Annotated in this window: 16 protein-coding genes; 5 read left to right on the top strand and 11 right to left on the bottom strand. The window is 62.3% G+C overall.

Features of this window, described 5'->3' with window-relative positions:
- The gene (locus J3351_RS05315) at window positions 1-870 is read right to left on the bottom strand and encodes a patatin family protein (protein ID WP_207697257.1); all 870 of its coding nucleotides are present in this window, start codon (window positions 868-870) and stop codon (window positions 1-3) included.
- 245 nt (window positions 871-1,115) lie between these two features.
- On the opposite strand from J3351_RS05315, the gene J3351_RS05310 reads away from it, so the two are divergent.
- Window positions 1,116-1,709: a xanthine phosphoribosyltransferase gene (locus J3351_RS05310; protein WP_035394911.1), complete on the top strand. Its 594-nt coding sequence runs from the start codon at window positions 1,116-1,118 to the stop codon at window positions 1,707-1,709.
- 48 nt (window positions 1,710-1,757) lie between these two features.
- Here J3351_RS05310 and J3351_RS05305 read toward each other — a convergent pair whose 3' ends face one another.
- Window positions 1,758-3,629 carry a penicillin-binding protein 2 gene (locus tag J3351_RS05305; protein ID WP_207697256.1) on the bottom strand — a complete coding sequence of 624 codons (1,872 nt, stop codon included), beginning with the start codon at window positions 3,627-3,629 and terminating at the stop codon, window positions 1,758-1,760.
- A gap of 245 nt (window positions 3,630-3,874) precedes the next feature.
- On the opposite strand from J3351_RS05305, the gene J3351_RS05300 reads away from it, so the two are divergent.
- The 4 genes from J3351_RS05300 (at window position 3,875) to J3351_RS05285 (ending at window position 8,583) form a co-directional block, all read left to right on the top strand.
- Entirely contained in the window at window positions 3,875-5,017 is a 1,143-nt protein-coding gene (locus tag J3351_RS05300; RefSeq protein ID WP_242699313.1) for an FtsW/RodA/SpoVE family cell cycle protein, read from the top strand.
- A gap of 285 nt (window positions 5,018-5,302) precedes the next feature.
- Window positions 5,303-6,634: a UDP-N-acetylglucosamine 1-carboxyvinyltransferase gene (locus J3351_RS05295; protein WP_207697255.1), complete on the top strand. Its 1,332-nt coding sequence runs from the start codon at window positions 5,303-5,305 to the stop codon at window positions 6,632-6,634.
- 89 nt (window positions 6,635-6,723) lie between these two features.
- Window positions 6,724-7,896 carry a cell division protein FtsZ gene (gene ftsZ / locus J3351_RS05290; protein WP_005935636.1) on the top strand — a complete coding sequence of 391 codons (1,173 nt, stop codon included), beginning with the start codon at window positions 6,724-6,726 and terminating at the stop codon, window positions 7,894-7,896.
- Window positions 7,897-7,968: 72 nt separating this feature from the next.
- Window positions 7,969-8,583 carry a hypothetical protein gene (locus tag J3351_RS05285; protein ID WP_207697254.1) on the top strand — a complete coding sequence of 205 codons (615 nt, stop codon included), beginning with the start codon at window positions 7,969-7,971 and terminating at the stop codon, window positions 8,581-8,583.
- Between the two features lie 53 nt (window positions 8,584-8,636).
- On the opposite strand, the gene J3351_RS05280 is transcribed toward J3351_RS05285, so the two are convergent.
- From J3351_RS05280 to J3351_RS05240, 9 genes are all read right to left on the bottom strand, one after another.
- Window positions 8,637-9,218, bottom strand: a complete 582-nt coding sequence (locus J3351_RS05280) for a hypothetical protein (RefSeq protein WP_005935632.1) — start codon at window positions 9,216-9,218, stop codon at window positions 8,637-8,639.
- A gap of 1 nt (window position 9,219) precedes the next feature.
- On the bottom strand, window positions 9,220-9,441 hold the full coding sequence (locus J3351_RS05275; RefSeq protein WP_005935630.1) for a YdbC family protein: 222 nt from the start codon (window positions 9,439-9,441) through the stop codon (window positions 9,220-9,222).
- Window positions 9,442-9,634: 193 nt separating this feature from the next.
- Window positions 9,635-9,976 carry a hypothetical protein gene (locus J3351_RS05270; RefSeq protein WP_005935628.1) on the bottom strand — a complete coding sequence of 114 codons (342 nt, stop codon included), beginning with the start codon at window positions 9,974-9,976 and terminating at the stop codon, window positions 9,635-9,637.
- A 222-nt stretch (window positions 9,977-10,198) separates the two neighbouring features.
- The gene (locus J3351_RS05265; protein WP_207697253.1) at window positions 10,199-12,655 is read right to left on the bottom strand and encodes an AAA family ATPase; all 2,457 of its coding nucleotides are present in this window, start codon (window positions 12,653-12,655) and stop codon (window positions 10,199-10,201) included.
- A complete protein-coding gene (locus J3351_RS05260; protein WP_207697252.1) occupies window positions 12,652-13,791 on the bottom strand; it encodes an exonuclease SbcCD subunit D in 1,140 nt (379 codons plus the stop codon). The genes J3351_RS05265 and J3351_RS05260 overlap by 4 nt, the downstream gene beginning before the upstream one ends.
- Before the next feature lie 236 nt (window positions 13,792-14,027).
- Window positions 14,028-14,507 carry a peptidoglycan-binding protein gene (locus J3351_RS05255; RefSeq protein WP_207697251.1) on the bottom strand — a complete coding sequence of 160 codons (480 nt, stop codon included), beginning with the start codon at window positions 14,505-14,507 and terminating at the stop codon, window positions 14,028-14,030.
- Window positions 14,416-15,255 carry a stage II sporulation protein R gene (locus J3351_RS05250; RefSeq protein ID WP_242699312.1) on the bottom strand — a complete coding sequence of 280 codons (840 nt, stop codon included), beginning with the start codon at window positions 15,253-15,255 and terminating at the stop codon, window positions 14,416-14,418. The genes J3351_RS05255 and J3351_RS05250 overlap by 92 nt, the downstream gene beginning before the upstream one ends.
- A 162-nt stretch (window positions 15,256-15,417) precedes the next feature.
- Window positions 15,418-16,785, bottom strand: a complete 1,368-nt coding sequence (locus tag J3351_RS05245) for a PFL family protein (protein WP_082210803.1) — start codon at window positions 16,783-16,785, stop codon at window positions 15,418-15,420.
- Window positions 16,786-16,876: 91 nt separating this feature from the next.
- Window positions 16,877-17,146: an ACT domain-containing protein gene (locus J3351_RS05240; protein WP_035394907.1), complete on the bottom strand. Its 270-nt coding sequence runs from the start codon at window positions 17,144-17,146 to the stop codon at window positions 16,877-16,879.
- Between the last annotated feature and the right edge of the window lie 67 nt (window positions 17,147-17,213).

Here is a 17,213-nt window from a genome sequence, read left to right as displayed (position 1 = left end):
TCATTCCTCGGTTTCTGCCTTTGCAGTTTCAAGGAAGGCCCGGATCTTATCCACCTGGATCTGTGCCACGGCCCGGCCGGTCTCGTAGACGCGGCGCAGCTGGTCGGGGTCACGCTCCATGGCACCGATCTCCAGCGGGATGGGCGGGCGGATAACGTAATCCTTGCCGGACTGCTCCAGCATGGAGATGTAGCTCAGGGTTTCGTTGTAGCGCTCATGGCGGTCGGCCACAGCCTCCACAAAGGCAGGATAGCGCAGATACCGTGCCCGGATGGCGGGCAGCATGGGATTCTTCTTTTTCACAAACCCCTTGGGCTGGGTCAGGATGATGAGGTTCCGCTTGTAGCCGATGGACTCAAAGAAGCGGATGGGGATGGAATCGGCAACGCCGCCGTCCAGCAGGCCGTAATGGCCGATCCTGACGATCTTTGCGGCCAGCGGCATGGAAGCCGAGGCTTCCATCCAGAGCACATCCTCCGCATCACCGGTGCGGCACTTATGATAGATGGGGTCGCCGGTGCGGACATCGGTGCAGACTACAAAGTAATCCATGGGGGATTCCCGGAAAGCCTTGTCATCGAACGGGTCGAGCTTTTCGGGCACCTCGTGGTAGCAGAAATCCTCGCTGTACAGGTTGCCGGTGCGCAGCAGGTTGCGGAAGCTGGCATAGCGTTTGTCCTTGCAATAGGTGGTGTTGTAGCGGATGGTCCGCCCGATCTGGTGGGATTTGTAGTTGCAGCCGAACACTGCTCCCGCCGAAACACCTACCATGCCGTCTACCGTGATGCCCTGCTCCATCAGAACATCCAGAACACCGGCAGTGAACATGCCCCGCATGGCACCGCCTTCCAGGATCAATCCGGTCTTCATACGCGTGATACTCCTTCTCCTCACAATGCATCCCGCCCGAACAGGCGGCAGGATGCAGAAAACGGGCACCTCTCCCTGTGCCCGGAGCGCCCCGGAAATCCACCCGGAGCCGTTGCTTCCAGTATACTCAAATTTTGCTGAAAAACAAGAGAGAAAATGCCAAAAGACCTTGAAAACAGGGGGGCAAATCCGGTATACTAGGTAAAATCAAAATGCAGTACCAAAGCTTGGAGGAAGAGACGGATATGAAACTGCTGGAAGAACGCATTCAGAGAGACGGGATCGTGCGCGAGGGCAATGTGCTGAAGGTGGATAGCTTCATCAACCACCAGATGGATATCCCCCTGTTCCGCGAGATGGCAAAGGAGTGGAAGCGCCTGTTTGCAGGTAAGCCCGTCAACAAGGTGCTGACCATTGAGGCCAGCGGCATCGGCATTGCCGCTGTGGTTGCCAGCGAGTTCAATGTTCCTGTGGTGTTTGCCAAAAAGTCCATGAGCATCAACCTGGATTACGACAACTATGAGACCAAGATCCAGTCCTTCACCCACAAGAAGATTTACAATGTCATCGTCTCCAAAAAGTTCCTCACCGCAGAGGACCATGTCCTGATCATCGATGACTTCCTGGCAAACGGCTGTGCCCTGATGGGCCTGCTGGATCTGGCCAAGGAGGCCGGAGCCACGGTCGAGGGCATTGGCATTGCTGTGGAGAAGGGCTTCCAGCAGGGCGGCGAGCTCATCCGCAGCAAGGGTATCCAGCTGGAGAGCCTTGCCATTGTGGAATCCATGAACAGCGAGACCGGCGAGATCAAGTTCCGCGAGCAGCCGCACCAGAACTGAAAACAAGCAATTCAAGACCGCTTCGGCGGTCTTTTTTGCTGCCCGTTTTCAGGCCCCGTCAAAACTGTCGCCGTCAGCAGGGAGGTCGGCGGCGGTCTCTGCTGTGGAGGCAGCCGGGGCTTCCGTGGCGCGGGGCACGCCCCTGTACACCAGCGTCTGCTCCAGCACTTCGGCACAGACCGGGGCCGACAGGCTGCCGCCTGCGGTCGTCCAGCTGTGGGGTTCGTCCAGGCAGACCAGGCAGAGAAACTGCGGATCGTCGATGGGAGCCACCGCCACAAAGCTGGCAATGCGGGCTTTTTCGTCGGCGCTGTCCAGCTTCTGGCTGGTGCCGCTTTTTCCGCCTACCCGGTAACCCGGGATCTGGGCGTTCCGTCCACCGCCGTAGAGCACCACGGCCTCCATCATCTCCCGCATGGTCTGGCTGGTCTCTGCCTTGAGCACCTGCCGTTTGCAGACAGGGGAGAGCTGCTCAATGGTACTGCCGTCCGGGGCCAGGATCTCTGAGACGACGTAGGGCTGCATCAGCTTTCCTCCGTTGACCACGGCGCAGACTGCCGCCGCCATTTCCAGATAGGAGATCTTGCTGCTCTGCCCAAAGGCACAGGAGGCCAGCTCCACCGGGCCCATCCGGTCGGCGGTATAGTACAGGCTCTTTTTCGGCTCGGCGGGCAGGTCGATGCCGGTGGGCTCCCGCAGGCCGAAGGAGGCAAAATAATCGCAGAAGGCCTCCCTGCCCAGCCGGCCCCCGATCTGGATGAAGCTCTGGTTGCAGGAATTTTCCAGCGCCTGGGTCACGCTCTGGGCCCCATGGCGCTTGTGGTTGGCACAGTGGAAGCGGGTGCCTGCCACCGAGATGGATTCCCCGCAGTAGAAGCTGGAATGCTTTGTGATGGCTCCGGCATCCAGCGCCGCCGCGCAGGTGATGAGCTTGAACACGCTGCCCGGCTCGTACAGGTCGCTGACAGCTTTGTTCCGCCACTGGGTCTGCTGGGCCAGCTGCAAAGCGGCCTTGCGCGCATCACCGGTCAGGGCTTCCACGGTGTTCCGGGCGGCGGTGTCGGCAATGACGCGGGGCTCGTTGGGGTCGTAGGAGGGCGTGGTGGACATGGCCAGCACGGCCCCGGTGTTCACATCCATGACGATCCCCACGGCCCGCGCCGCCACATGGTGCTCCTGTACGGCGTAGGACAGCGCGTTTTCAAGGTAGTGCTGGATACAGCTGTCGATGGTGAGCCGCAGGCCGTCCCCCTCGGTGGGAAAACGCTCGGTCTCGTAGCTCTGTTCCAGCGTGTAGCCCCAGGCGTTGACAGCCGTGAGCACCACGCCGTTTTCCCCGGTGAGCAGTTCGTCATATTTCAGTTCCAGCCCGGCCACCCCTGCGTTGTCCACATTGGTGAACCCCAGCACCGAAGCCAGAAACGCTCCCTGCGGATACCAGCGCTTGCTGTCCTGATTGATGCGGATGCCGGTGATGCTGTTTTCCTCGCAGAAGTCCCGCACAGCATCGGCTGCGGCACGGTCCACCCGGTAGCGGAGCAGGCAGTCGTTGGAGCGGCGGTCGCTGAATTTTTCCAGCAGGGCCGCTTCGTCCAGCGCTAAGATCTCCGCAAGGCCGTGGGCGGCAAGGGTGAGCTTTTCTTCCGGCATCTCCCGGGGTGAGGCCCGCAGGGTCCAGCAGCTGCTGTTGGCGGCCAGCAAAAGGCCGTCGGCACTGTAAATGCGCCCCCGGTCCGCTGGAACCACAGTATCCCGCAGCTGCTGGCCCTGCGCACGGTCGGCATAAAAGCCGTCGGTGCGCACCTGCAGAAAAAAGAGCCGCACAGCCAGCCCCAGGCAGACGGCACAAAACAGCACCGCCACGGCCCGTGCCCGGCGGCGGAATCCCCGCTCGGGCAGGGTGCGGAGAACTTTGGGCATGATGTCACCCCCTTTAACGGGCTCACCCTCTCCGTCATCGCTGACGCGATGCCACCTCTCCCGAAGGGAGAGGCCTTGGCATTCGATACAAAGTTTATGATTTTGTCAAAAGCTCCCCCTTTGGGGGAGCTGGCGCAAAGCGCCTGAGAGGGTGAGCTAGTGTACAAGATATGCACAACGTCACGATAATATCCGTATAGCCAACAGCAGCATGGCGTACAATAGTAAAACTGGGGGGTGACGACATGAAACTGACTGCCTTGGCAGGCGGGCGGCACAAGGCACCGCTGCAGCCGCTGCCGGCCATGGACCTGCCGTTTCTGGTGCTGGTACTCACGCTGGTGGGGTTCGGGCTGGTGATGCTGGGCAGTGCATCGGGGGCGGTGGCCCTTTACCGGCGGGGCGATGCCTTTGCCTACCTGCGCCCCCAGCTGCTCTATGCCGCCATGGGCATTGCGGGGCTGTGGATGGCCAGCCGGGTGGACTATCACATCTTCCACAAATTGGCCTGGCCGCTGCTGGGGGTCTCGCTGGTGCTGCTTGCAGTGGTGCTTTTTATGCCGGAATACAACGGCTGCAAACGGTGGCTGGTGCTGCCGGGTGTGGGTACCCTGCAGCCAAGCGAGATCGCAAAATTTGCCGTGGTGCTGGTGTTTTCGCACATCATCTCGCTGAACCATGACAGGATGCACAGCTTTGCGGTGGGGGTGCTGCCCTTTGTGCTGGTGCTGGGGGTGGTGGCAGCGCTGATGCTGCTGGAGCCCCATCTTTCGGGCACTTTGCTGATCCTGGGCATCGGGGCAGTGCTGATGTTCGTGGGCGGCACAGGTCTGCGGTGGTTCGTGCTGGCAGGCCTGGGCGGGGCGGCCGCCATCGGGGCGGCGGTGGTCGTTATGCCGGACCTTGTGCCCTACGCTGCCGACCGCCTGCGCTCCTGGCAGGACCCCTTTGCCGACCCGCTGGGGGACGGCCACCAGACCATCCAGAGCCTGTACGCCATCGGTTCCGGCGGAGCCACCGGGCTGGGGCTGGGGAACAGCCGCCAGAAGCATCTGTTTGTGCCCGAACCCCAGAACGACTTCATCTTCTCCATTGTCTGCGAGGAACTGGGCTTTGTGGGGGCCTGCGCCGTGGTGCTGCTGTTCGTGCTGCTGCTCTGGCGGGGCATTACCATTGCCGCCCATGCTCCCGACCGTTTTGGGGCGCTGCTGGTGGTGGGCTTTACCGTGCAGGTGGCCCTGCAGGCTGTCCTCAATGTGGCCGTGGTCACCAATACCATCCCCAACACCGGCATCAGCCTGCCCTTTTTCTCCTCCGGAGGAACGAGCTTGATGATGCTGCTGGGCGAAATGGGGATCGTGCTCTCGGTCTCGAGAGGGGAGACCTGACGGAATAGAAAACATAAAGTTGAATTGCCAAAGGCTCTCCCTTTGGGAGCAACGACGACGACCACCGCCTGCGGCGGAATGAGGGAGGAGTTGTTGGGGCCGCGGCCAGCAGGACGCAAGCACAAGGGTTTGCGCGAAGCGGATGCTGGGAGCCGCAACCCGGTGCTGGCGCAAAGCGCCTGAGAGGGCGAGGATGCCATAAATTACAAAACAAACTTGTCCGCCTCACACTCCGGCCCTGTTTTGCATACGGTGGGGTATCTTTTGCGGAATGGGGGCACGGACATGGAGGAACGGATCGTGGTGACAGGGGGCCGCCCGCTGAACGGAAGCGTGAAAATTCCGGCGGCGAAAAACAGCGTTCTGCCGCTTTTTGCGGCATCGCTGCTCTGCACGGGAGAGGTGCGGCTCCAGGCTGTGCCCCGCCTTGCGGATGTGGAACACTGCATGGCGCTTTTGCGGGGCGTGGGCTGTTCCGCCCGGTGGGAGGGCAGTGATGCAGTACTCTCCGGTCCGCCTGCCAACAGCACCCTGCCGGGGCAAACAGCGGGACAAATGCGGGCCTCCATTCTGTTCTGCGCACCCCTGCTGGCAAGGCTGGGCCGCGCCGAGACCAGCCTGCCCGGCGGGTGCCGCATCGGGGCCCGGCCCATCGACCTGCATCTGGCGGGGCTGGCAAAAATGGGGGCGGTGGAGCTGGAAGCTGGGGAAGGGCGCCTGGTGCTGACGGCTCCCTCCGGCCTGCACGGGGCCGAGATCACCCTGCGTTTTCCCAGCGTGGGGGCCACCGAGACGCTTCTGCTGGCCGCTGCCTGTGCCAAGGGCAGGACCATCCTGCGGGGGGCGGCCCGGGAACCGGAGATCGCCGACCTTGCCGCTTTTCTGAACCGATGCGGCGGCTGCATCGAGGGGGCAGGCAGCTCCACGATCCGCATCGAAGGGCGGCGGGGGCTTTCCGGGTGCTGTTTTTCGCCCCTGCCCGACCGTATTTTTGCTTCCACGCTGGCCTGCGGCTGTGCGGCGGCGGGCGGCCGGGTGGAACTGACCGGCTGCGCCCCTGCGCTCTATGCGCCGGTGCTGGAAATTCTGGGACAAATGGGGTGCCGGGTGGAACCGGCAGGGGATACGGTGCGAATTTCCCGCTTTGGGCGGCTGCACGGGGCAGGCCGGGTGTTCACCGGAGCCTATCCGGCCCTTGCCACCGATGCTGCCCCGCTGCTGGCGGCGGCAATGCTCTGTGCCGACAGCGAGAGCAGCATTGAGGACGTGATCTTTGAGCGCCGGTTCGGCTGTGCCGAGGGTTTTTGCCGCCTGGGTGCACAGGCCGAAACGGCGGGCAGGGTGCTGACCATTGCGCCGGGCGGCCATTTGTGCGGCACCGTGGTGGAGGCCCCCGACCTGCGGGGCGGGGCGGCACTGGTGCTGGCGGGGGCTTCGGGCCGGGGGACCACGGGCATCACCCCCCCCGCGCATATCGACCGGGGCTATGCCGGATTTACAGAGATTTTGGCCGGTTTGGGGGCGCAAATTCGGCGGGAATCGGCCCCGGGAAACGGGTCGGCCAAAAAAACCTCTGCAAAAAAACAAATTTGTCTTGCAATCGGGGCAAAAAGATGATACGATACAGTTATATAAGTATAGTATCGAACTCTTCTTGTGCGAAAAGCGCAGGTTTACGATAACATATCCGATGGAGGACAAAAGTTATGGCACTCATGCTCGACGAAGAAATGGATGAAAACGTTACGACGATCAAGGTCATTGGTGTGGGCGGCGGCGGCGGCAACGCAGTCAACCGCATGGTCAGCGACGGTCTGCAGGGCGTAGAATTTATTGCAATGAACACCGACCAGCAGGCGCTGGCCAAGAACCATGCTGCCACCAAGGTGCAGCTGGGCTCCAAGCTCACCAAGGGCCGCGGCGCGGGCGCTGATCCCGAGATCGGCCAGCGTGCTGCCGAGGAAAGCAAGGACGAGATCGCAAATGCCCTGAAGGGCTCCCAGATGGTCTTTATCACCGCCGGTATGGGCGGCGGCACCGGCACGGGTGCGGCTCCTGTTGTGGCTGAGGTGGCACACGATCTGGGCATCCTGACCGTGGGCATCGTCACCAAGCCCTTCTCCTTTGAGGGCAAGCGCAAGATGGGCCTGGCAGAGCAGGGCATTGCAAACCTGCTCATGCACGTTGACAGCCTGATCGTTATCCCGAACGAGCGCCTGAAGATGATCAGCCAGGAAAAGATCACCCTGATGAACGCCTTCCAGGCCGCCGATAATGTGCTGCGTCAGGGCGTGGAATCCATCTCTGCTCTGATCAATGTGCCCGCCTTCATCAACCTGGACTTCGCAGACGTGCGCTCCATTATGAAGGATGCCGGTTACGCCCACATGGGCGTGGGCAGCGCCAAGGGCGCAGGTAAGGCAGAGAACGCCGCCAAGGCTGCAATCTCCTCTCCGCTGCTGGAAACCAGCATTGCCGGTGCACACGGCGTGATCATCAACATCACCTCCAGCCCCGATATCGGCCTGGAGGATGTTGAGACTGCTGCCGGCCTCATCACCCAGAGCGCTCACCCCGATGCAAACATCATCTGGGGTACTGCGTTCGATGAGAACCTGTCCGATGAGATGCGCGTTACCGTTGTGGCCACCGGCTTTGACAACAAGGCCGCCGATGGCCTGCGCAGCAGCCTGAACAACGCCGCCGGTGCCGGTGCTTCCACCCCCAGCGCAGTGTTCAGCTCTGATGTGTCCGGCGCGGGTGCCGCAAAGCAGCAGCCTGCTGCCGCCGCAAACAGCGCCGCAAAGCCGGTGGAGGAAGAGAGCAGCGACAACCGTTACTACGATGAGCTGCTGGCGATCCTGAATAAGCGCAAGTAAGTTTGTAAGTTACAGTGTGAACCGCCCGGGAGGGGGCGTGGTCTCTTGCGCGCGTGAGCGGGAGGAGCAGAGATGGTACCAAACGACATCTGGCTGCGCACCGAATGGCTGAGCTGCCGCAGGACCAGTGTGCTGCGCTGTGTGGAGCGTTATTGTGCCGCCGCTGCCCGTGAATACCGCCGCGCTCTGCGCAGGGTGCAGGAAGTGGAGGAAAAGATGGCGCAGGTCGAACCGGAAACCGGGAGACGGCTCCCGAGCCAGCCCGCTCAGGCGGAGCTGTTGAACCGCCGTCTTGCCGCTGCCAATGCGGAGATCCGCCGTTACCAGACCCGGCTTTACGCCTGTGAGCGGGAGATGGTGGCACTGCGGCAGGAGAACGCCGAGCTGGAAGCTCTGTGTGAGCAGGCGCGGGCAAACAGTTTGCTGCCGCCCGTGCCCCCGCAGCCCAAGGTGCTGGAACAGCCCGGCCTGCCGGTGATCGTGTTCCACCCGGCGGCGGATGCCCCCAAGGCAGAGCAGCCCCAGCCGGATGCTGTACCGGAGCAGGAGCCTGCCCCGCAGGCCGCACCGCCGGAACCGGAGGAAGAACGCCGCCCCTTTGCGCAGCCGGACTGGAAGCCCACCACGGCACTCGACCATCAGGCGGTGGATCTGGTACATCAGCTGGAAAGCTTAATGACTGTGTAACAAAAAGACGATGCACAAACGCTGTGCATCGTCTTTTTTGCGTCTTGGGGATGTTACCGCACGGCGCTGGTGCGGTGTTCCATGAGGTAGGTGGCCTTCAGGTCGGCAATGTGGAGCTTGACGGCAAGCGGGTATTTGTCGTAGGCTTCCGAGATGGCGAAGCAGCCGCCCTTGGCCGCATCGTCAAAGCCGCCCATGTGCCAGCGGATGGCTACCGCTTCCTCGACCTTCAGCTTCATAAACCGCTCGATCAGGAACACGCTCTTTTCGCCGTGGCCATAGGGGAACAGATCCTCCACGCTGTAGCTGGGCACCTTTTCCCACTGGCCGGTGGCATCGTTCTTTACATTGCGGGTGCCCTTTTTGTAGTAGTTGGCCTTGCACAGATCGTGCAGCAGAGCACAGATGGCATAGCTCTCCTCACTCTCGCCCTCGGTGAAAAAGCCGTCGTGGAGGGCATGGTAGACGTTCAGGCTGTGCATACACAGGCCGCCGTCACAGGCCCCGTGGAACCGGGTGGAGGCCGGAGCCGAGAAGAAATCCGTCTTGTTGTCCAGCCAGTCCAGCAGCTTTTCGCTGCCCGGGCGGGAGACATGCTGGTGCCAGATCTGCAAAAACTCCTCGCGGTAGTCCATCTTACAGCTCCAGATCTTCCAGAATGCCCTTGAGGATGGCCAGCTCTTCGCCGCTCAGGGAAATGCCCTTGCCCATGCGGGTACCGTCCGGGGACCAATCACGGATGTCGTACTTGGGTTCGCCGTCATTCCAGCTGATGAGGTTGAGCTGGCGCTCCCAGCCGCGGGGCCGCTGAGACAGCACTGCAATGCGCTGGACCACTTCGTATTTGATTTCTGCCATGTTTCCTTACCTGCCTTTGCTTTGTTTGTTATCATAATATAAGAACGCGGCGAAGATTTCAACAGGTAATTGGAAAATAATTTGAAAATTTTAAATTTACTTGCAGGAGCCGGATGTGATATCCGCAAAACGGAACGTCCTGCCAAAGGCTCCCCCGCCGGGGAAACTGGCGCGCAGGGTGTGACGGAGGGGGTCAACCATAAGGCTCCTCTTCCCGCAGGCGAACCAGTTCTTTTACCGCCTCCGGGTCATCCGGTGCGGGCTGGCGGCTGTTTCGCTTCTGCTCCGTGCTGAACAGCCCGGGGGCATACTGCGCCATTACTCCGGGTGTATTTCCTGCCAGAAATTCCTTGGCGTTTTTCTGCATACAGGCTGCCGGTGTGCCGTCCGTCATGGGGACCGCCTGGATCGGCGGCAGATCCGGTTCCGGCGGCGGCAGCTGCACCTCCGGGCTGTCCGGCTGGCTGGGCAGCGCCCCCAGCGGCGGGCTCACCCGGCTGGATGTGGGGCCGACATGCTTTTGCTTGTGGGACATAAGAAACACCTCCGCACTTAATGTGTGCGGAGGTGTGGTCGTTTATGCGGGAAAGGGGTGAAACCCCTCAGTCAATGCTTCGCATTGCCAGCCCCCCTAGTAGTGGGGCCTCTGGCGTTGCATGGAGTTTGGTGAGTTCCCCTTTGTGCGCAGGCTGAACCGCTCTGCCAAGGCCTCCCCTACCAGGGGAGGTGGCAAAGCCGATAGGCTTTGTCGGTGGGGTTACGTCACAATCTCCACCCAGCTGCCCCCGCTCCGCTCCTTATGCACGACCACCTGCCGGTCGATGCGGTCCTTCAGGGCGGCGACATGGGAGATGATGCCCACCAGCCGGTCGCCTTCGGTCAGGCCGGAGAGCACCCGGATGGCCTGCTCCAGCGATTCCTCATCCAGCGAGCCGAAGCCCTCATCGAGGAAGAGGGTGTCCAGCCGGATGCCGCCCGCGGTGCTCTGGACTTCATCGGAAAGACCCAGGGCCAGCGCCAGCGAGGCCTTAAAGCTCTCGCCGCCGGACAGGGTCTTGACACTGCGGCGGGTGCCGTTGTAGTGGTCGATGACTCCCAGGTCAAGGCCCGATTGGCTGCGCTGGTTCTCGGCACCGATGCGCTCCAGCTCGTACTGGCCCGCCGTCATCTGCATCAGGCGGGTGTTGGCGTGGACAAGGATGCGGTCGAGGTAATTCATCTGGATGTAGGCCTCCAGCCGGATCTTCTGCTTGCTGCTCAAGGTGCCGCCTGCCGTGGAGGCCAGTGCGTTTACCCACTGCCAGCGGGCATCCAGCGCGTCCCGCTGGTCGGAAAGCTTCCGGTGATCGGCCAGCGCCCTCCGGTTGGGGAGCAGCCGGGCGTTCAGGTCTTTCTCCTGTGCGGCAAGGGCTTTGCGCCGGGTCAGCAGCTCGTTCTGCTCTGCCTTGAGCGCCGCGATCTTCTGGGGCTGCGCGATCTGCTCCGCAGCCTGCCGGGCTTCCAGTGTCTGCACCGCAGCCTGGGCGGCGGCAGAAGCCTGCTGGGCTGCCGTCACCTGCGCTTCCAGAGCGGTGCGCTGTTCTGCCTGTGCTTTGCGCTGGGCTTCCAGCTCTTTTTTGCGGCGGCAGTCGGTATGGTTTTTGGTCTGGCGCTGCTTCAGGTCAGTCTGTACAGTGTGCAGAGCATCGTTCTCCTCGGCCAGTGCAGTCTTGAGCAGGCTCACGGTCAGGGGCACCGGCCCCTCGGGCGAAGTGAACCGCTCAGGCAGAAGCGCTTCGGCATCCTTCCGCAGCTGGGCGCGGCCCTCCTGCTCCCGCGTCAGTGCTTCCCGCGCGGCGGCACTGGCCTCCTGTGCAGCACTGTCGGCCTGGGCGGCGGCCTGCTTGGCTTGGTTCACCTGCACTTCAGTGGGGGCGGTGCGGGGCAGGTGGGCTTTGGCCGGGTGGTGGGTGCTGCCGCAGACAGGGCAGGCGGCTCCCTCTTCCAGCGTCTGAGCCAGCAGGCCCGCCTGCGCATCCAGAAAAGCACGCTCCAGTGTGTCACGGGCAGAATGGGCCTCGGTCTGTCTGCCCGCCGCCTGTCGGTAGGCCTCCTGCGCGGTGCGTGCGGCTGTGTTCCGGTGCTGGCACTCTGTCAGGCTCCGGGCCAGCTCGTTCAGCGCGGTTTCCCGCTGGGCAAGACGGGCCGCTTCTGCCTCCAGCTCCACCCGGCGGGTGTCGGCATCGGCCAGAGTGGCAAGCTCTGCTTCAGAGGCCGTGAGTGCCGCATCCAGTGCTTCCAGCGTTTTGCGCCGGGTGCTGGCCTTGGCGGATTCCAGCTGGGCGGTGCTTCGGGCCTTGGTCAGCTCTCCGGCAACCTCCTGCCGCTGGCGCTCTGCCTGCTCTGCTGCGCCCAGCGTGGTCTGTAACCTGCTCAATTGCCTGTCCAGCGCAGCCAGCGCGTCTGCAGCCTGTGCGGCGGCGGCTTCCTGCCGGGCGGTCAGTCCCTTCAGCAGGGTGGCCACTGCATCCGGCGGCATCTGCGCCGAGAGCGCCCCCAGTGCTTCGGCCTCCGGGTCTGCGGCATCATACGAGATGCCCGCAAGCACTGCGTCCAGCTTTGCATTCAGGGCGGCGCGTCGGGCTGTGAGGGCAGAATTTTCCTCGGCCAGCGCCTCCTGCAGTTTCTGGTAGCGCTGGGTGCGGAACAGCTTCCGGAAGATCTTGCTCCGTTCCTCAGTGGTGGCGTTGAGCAGCCGGGTGAACTGCCCCTGCGCGATCATGGCGATCTGGGAAAACTGGTTGTAGTCCAGCCCGATGATATCAATGACAGCGGCAGTCACCTCCTTGGCTTTGGTCACAGGCGGGCGGCCGTCGGCATAGGTCAGGGCGGCATCTGCCTTTTCAGTGGTGAATCCCTCGCCCCGGGCCTTGGGGCGCAGATACTCCGGGTTGCGCCGGACGGTGTACCGCTGCCCCCGCACCTCAAATTCCAGCTCCACAAAGGTGGGGGTGCCGGGGTCTGCATATTTGCTGCGGAGCATGGCCCCATCCCGCACGCCGCCACTGGAATGATCGTACAGGGCGTAGGTGATGGCATCGAACAGGGTGGTCTTGCCCGCGCCGGTGTCACCGGTGACAAGGTAGAGCCCGCCTCTGCCCAATTGCTCCAGCGGCAGGGTGGTGGTGCCTGCATAGGGGCCAAAGGCCGAGAGGGTCAGCTTGAGCGGTCTCATGCGTCCTCCTCCTTCCAGATGCTTTCAATGAGCTGCTGGCAGAATGCCGCCTGCTCATGGGTCAGGGGCTGGTTGTTCTGCAGCTGGTAAAAATCTGCAAAGTGTTCCAGCGGTGTTTTCTGTTCGGCCTTTGCAGGGGCATCCAGCTCCTGCCGGGTCTGGGTGCGGCGGTTGTCGTAATCCAGCCGCATCAGGTTGGGGTAGATGACCCGCAGGCGGGCCAGTGCCTCGGGGATGTCCTGCTCATCGGTCAGGGTGATGTGCAGGTAGTCGTCCACGGCGGTGCCCTCGTAATTGCGGCGGTCGGTCAGCTCCATATAGCTGCCGCGCAGCTCCCGCAGATCGTGCCGGGGCACCAGCGGTTCGGCGGCAATGGTCACGCTGCCCTTTTCGCCCAGCTCCACAAAGGTCACGCTCTTGTGCTGGCTGGCCTCCGAGAAGGAATACTTCAGCGGCGTTCCGCAGTAGCGCAGGGCATCCCGGCCCACCTTCTGGGGGCTGTGCAGATGCCCCAGCGCCACATAGTCGAACTTGTCGAACAGGGCGGCATCCACCCAGTCGATGCCGCCCACGCTGGGCTCCTCGCTCTCGCAGGAGGCAGCTCCTGCCACGAACTGGTGTGCCACCAGCACACTGCGGCGGGCCGGGTCAGGCGAACAGTGATCCAGCACGCAGGCAAGGGCATCGTTGTAGCTCTCAATGGGCGCGTCCGGCCAGACGTGCCGCACCATGGCGGGCTTCAAAAAGGGCAGTAAGTACAGATCGACCGGGCCGTGTGCGTCGGTGAGGGTGATGGGCTCCGGCGGCCCGGAAAACACCGGCGAAACGTAGACCCTGCTTTCGGCCAGCAGGGCAGAGCCAAAGGCCACCCGGTCGGCGGAATCGTGGTTGCCCGAGATGGCGAACACCGGCAGCTCCCGGTGGGAAAGCTCGGTGAGGAACCAGTCCAGCAGGCGGACCGCCTCGGCAGGCGGCACGGGTTTGTCGTACAGGTCACCGGCCAGCAGCACGGCATCCACGGGGCGGGAATCGAGCAGGGATAAGATCTGCTCTAAAATATAGCGTTGGTCATCCAGCATGGAGAACTCGCAGACCCGTTTGCCCAGGTGCAGGTCGGAGAGGTGGAGAAAACGCATGGGGAAGCCCCCTTTCTAAAAGGATGGCTCTATTATACCACGGAATGTTCTCTTTTGCGTGCCAAAAGAGAACCAGAAAAGCACCCGCTACTTTCGAAGCGCGGGAGGCACGAACTAGGGGCTGCTCGCCCCTAGTAACCCCAAAGCAGAGGGCTCCGAACAAAAATGCTGGAGATTCCCGCCTGTCGGCGTGAAGATCTCTTAACCGCATTTTTGCCCGGAGCCGATTGAAATTTTTAACGAGCGGGGAACAGCTTCTCCCAGGTGGCTTTACCCACAGCACCGTCAGCGTTCAGGCCGTTGTGGCGCTGGAACCGCTGAACAGCGGCGGCAGTCCGGGAGCCGAACTTTCCGTCCGTGCCGATCTTCTCCCCCAGCGTGTTGAGTTTCTGCTGGATGAGCCGGATGGTGCCGCCGGACATGCCGGTGCGCATCACGATGCCGGGATAGGGCACCGCCAGCCCGTGCTTTGCGGTGTACTTTGCGTAGAGGACGTTCCAGGTGTTTGCCCCGACTTTGCCGTCCATGTTCATATTGTTCCGGAGCTGGAATTCTTTCACGGCATTTTCGCTCTTGGTGCCAAAGCGGCCGTCTGTGGTCAGTGCGGGGTAATAGCTGCACTGGTCACGCACGCCGTTCAGCCAGGTCTGCACCAGGGCTTCGTCCGGGCCGTAGGAGCCCTTTTGGATCAACGAATAATAAGCGGGGATCGCCATTGTGGTCACACTCCTTCCACGACAGCGTATGCAGCGCTGTGGGGAGGTGTGCCATAGCGTTTTTGCCCTCTCCGTCTTTGCTTCGCGCCTGAGAGGGCGAGGCTGTTTCGACCAGCACCGTATCCTCCCGGCTTGCTGTCATCCGCTGCCACCACTCCACACACTTGAACCGCACCACATACGACCCACACACCAGATCGTTTTCCTCCGGCAGGGCGTAGGTGCCGCAGGCAGAGCGGCACAGCCCCGGGTAGAGCACGCACCACCAGTTTTTGCCGTGGCGGGCGTTGCCGCCCAGGTCGATGCGCAGAGCCAGATACCGCCCGGCGGGCAGGATGCCGGTGGAATAGCGGGTGGTATCAAAGTACATTTCCACCAGCTGTACCGTAACGGTGGAAAAGATCCCCCGCCTTGCCAGCACGGCCCGGGCCGTCAGCTCCAGTGCGGGCAGGTTCTCTGCCGCCCAGCGCAGGGCGGCAGGCTTGTCCTGTGCGGTGCAGTGGACATCGGCGTAGGCCAGAACAGCATCCCGCACGGCGAGCTTGACGGTCTGGTCGGCAGGGGAATCGCTGTCGGCCCGGATGTGGAAGCGCAGGGTGTCGGCACAGAGGAGGGCCCCGGTGTCCAGCTGTGCCTGCCCCCAGCGCAGGGCAGCAGGCAGGGCGCTCAGAAGCAGCGCAAGGGAAAGCACGGCGCACCCCAGCGCCATCTCACGGCGGGTGAGCGTGCGGGCAAAGAATGGCAGCATAAAAACAGGCCCCTTTTCTGGAAATGATAACCAGAGAATGGGCCTGTTTGACACATTTTATTCTGATACTTGATTTTTGCAGTGAAGCCTGACTGTAATGCCAAGGGCTCCCCCTTCGGGGGAGCTGGCAATGCGAAGCATTGACTGAGAGGGTTGTTCCTTTTAGTTCTTCAGAGACTGCATGGGAGCCGGCAGGCGGCCGCCGCGGTTGATGAACACCGAGGGGTCACGCTGATTGACCGGCATGATGGGACCATAGCCCAGCAGACCGCCGAAATCCAGGATCTCGCCTGCCTTGCGGCCGATGGCGGGAATGACGCGGACAGCGGTGGTCTTGCTGTTCACCATGCCAATGGCGGCTTCGTCGGCGATCAGGGCGCTGATGACAGCGGGGGTAGTGTCGCCGGGGATGATGACCATATCGATGCCCACCGAGCAGACAGCCGTCATGGCTTCCAGCTTTTCGATGGTCAGGCAGCCGCACTCGGCGGCGTGGATCATGCCGTCATCCTCGCTGACGGGGATAAAGGCACCGGAGAGGCCGCCCACATGGTTGGAGGCCATCACGCCGCCCTTCTTCACAGCATCGTTCAGCAGGGCCAAGCAGGCCGTGGTGCCGCAGCAGCCGCAGGTCTCAAGGCCCATCTCTTCCAGAATGTTGGCCACGCTGTCGCCCACAGCAGGGGTGGGGGCCAGCGAAAGGTCGATGATGCCCGCGGGCACGCCCAGAGCCTTGGAGGCCAGATTGGCCACCAGCTGGCCCACGCGGGTGATCTTGAAGGCGGTGCGCTTGACCAGCTCCGCCACCTCGTCGATGGGAGCATCCTTGGGCAGCTTTGCCAGCGCGGCGCGCACAGCGCCGGGGCCGGAAACGCCGACGTGGATCTCACAGTCGGGCTCGCCGGGGCCGTGGAATGCACCGGCCATGAAGGGATTGTCCTCGGGTGCGTTGCAGAATACCACCAGCTTTGCCGCGCCGATGCACTGGCGGTCGGCGGTCAGCTCGCTGGCCTTCTTCACGGCTTCGCCCATCAGCTTGATGGCATCCATGTTCAGGCCAGCCTTGGTGGCACCGATATTCACCGAGCTGCACACGATGTCGGTCTCGGCCAGTGCGCGGGGGATGGACTCGATCAGGCGGCGGTCACCGGCCGAGAATCCTTTGTGCACAAGGGCGGTGTAGCCGCCCACAAAGTTCACGCCCACCTTTTTGCCTGCGGCATCCAGTGCCTTGGCAAAGTCCACGGGGTCTGCATCGGGGCAGGCACCCAGCAGCATGGCAATGGGGGTGACGCTGATCCGCTTGTTGATGATGGGAATGCCGTACTCGGCGCTGATATGCTCCACGGCGGGCACCAGATCGGCTGCCTTGGTGGTGATCTTGTTGTAAATCTTTTCGCAGGCCTTCTTCGGGTCCGGATCAATGCAGTCCAGCAGGCTGATGCCCATGGTGACCGTGCGCACGTCCAGATTGTCCTGCGTGAACATCTCGATGGTCTCGAGGATGTCGCCGGTATTCATCATGCTCATAAGAGTATCCTTTCTGAACCTCTCCGTCATTGCTTCGCAATGCCGCCTCCATTAAGGAAGCTGGCGCAAAGCGTCTGAGAGGTTCTGTCTGTTAGATGGTATGCATCGCGTCAAAAACTTCCTGACGGGTCAGATTGATCTGCATCCCCATCTCCTTGGCCAGAGCATCGGTGCGGGTGTGCAGCTCCTCATGGCTGACGCTGCACTTGGAGATGTCCACCAGCATGATCATGGCAAACATGCCCTGCAGAACGCTCTGGGTCACATCCTCAATGTTGATGTTCAGCTCGCAGCAAAGGGCGGCCACTTTGGCAACAACGCCCACGGTATCGTGTCCGATGACAGTGATAAACGCTTTCATATTCCTTACCCCCATTGTTTCTGGTAAAAACCCCTCAGGCGCTTCGCGCCAGCCCCCCTGGTAGTGG

This window comes from Faecalibacterium sp. Marseille-Q0746, assembly GCF_017377595.1.
Taxonomy (GTDB): Bacteria; Bacillota; Clostridia; order Oscillospirales; family Ruminococcaceae; genus Faecalibacterium; species Faecalibacterium duncaniae.
The sequence above is the reverse complement of the archived record's forward strand: the minus strand, read 5'-3'. Positions and strand labels throughout refer to the sequence as shown.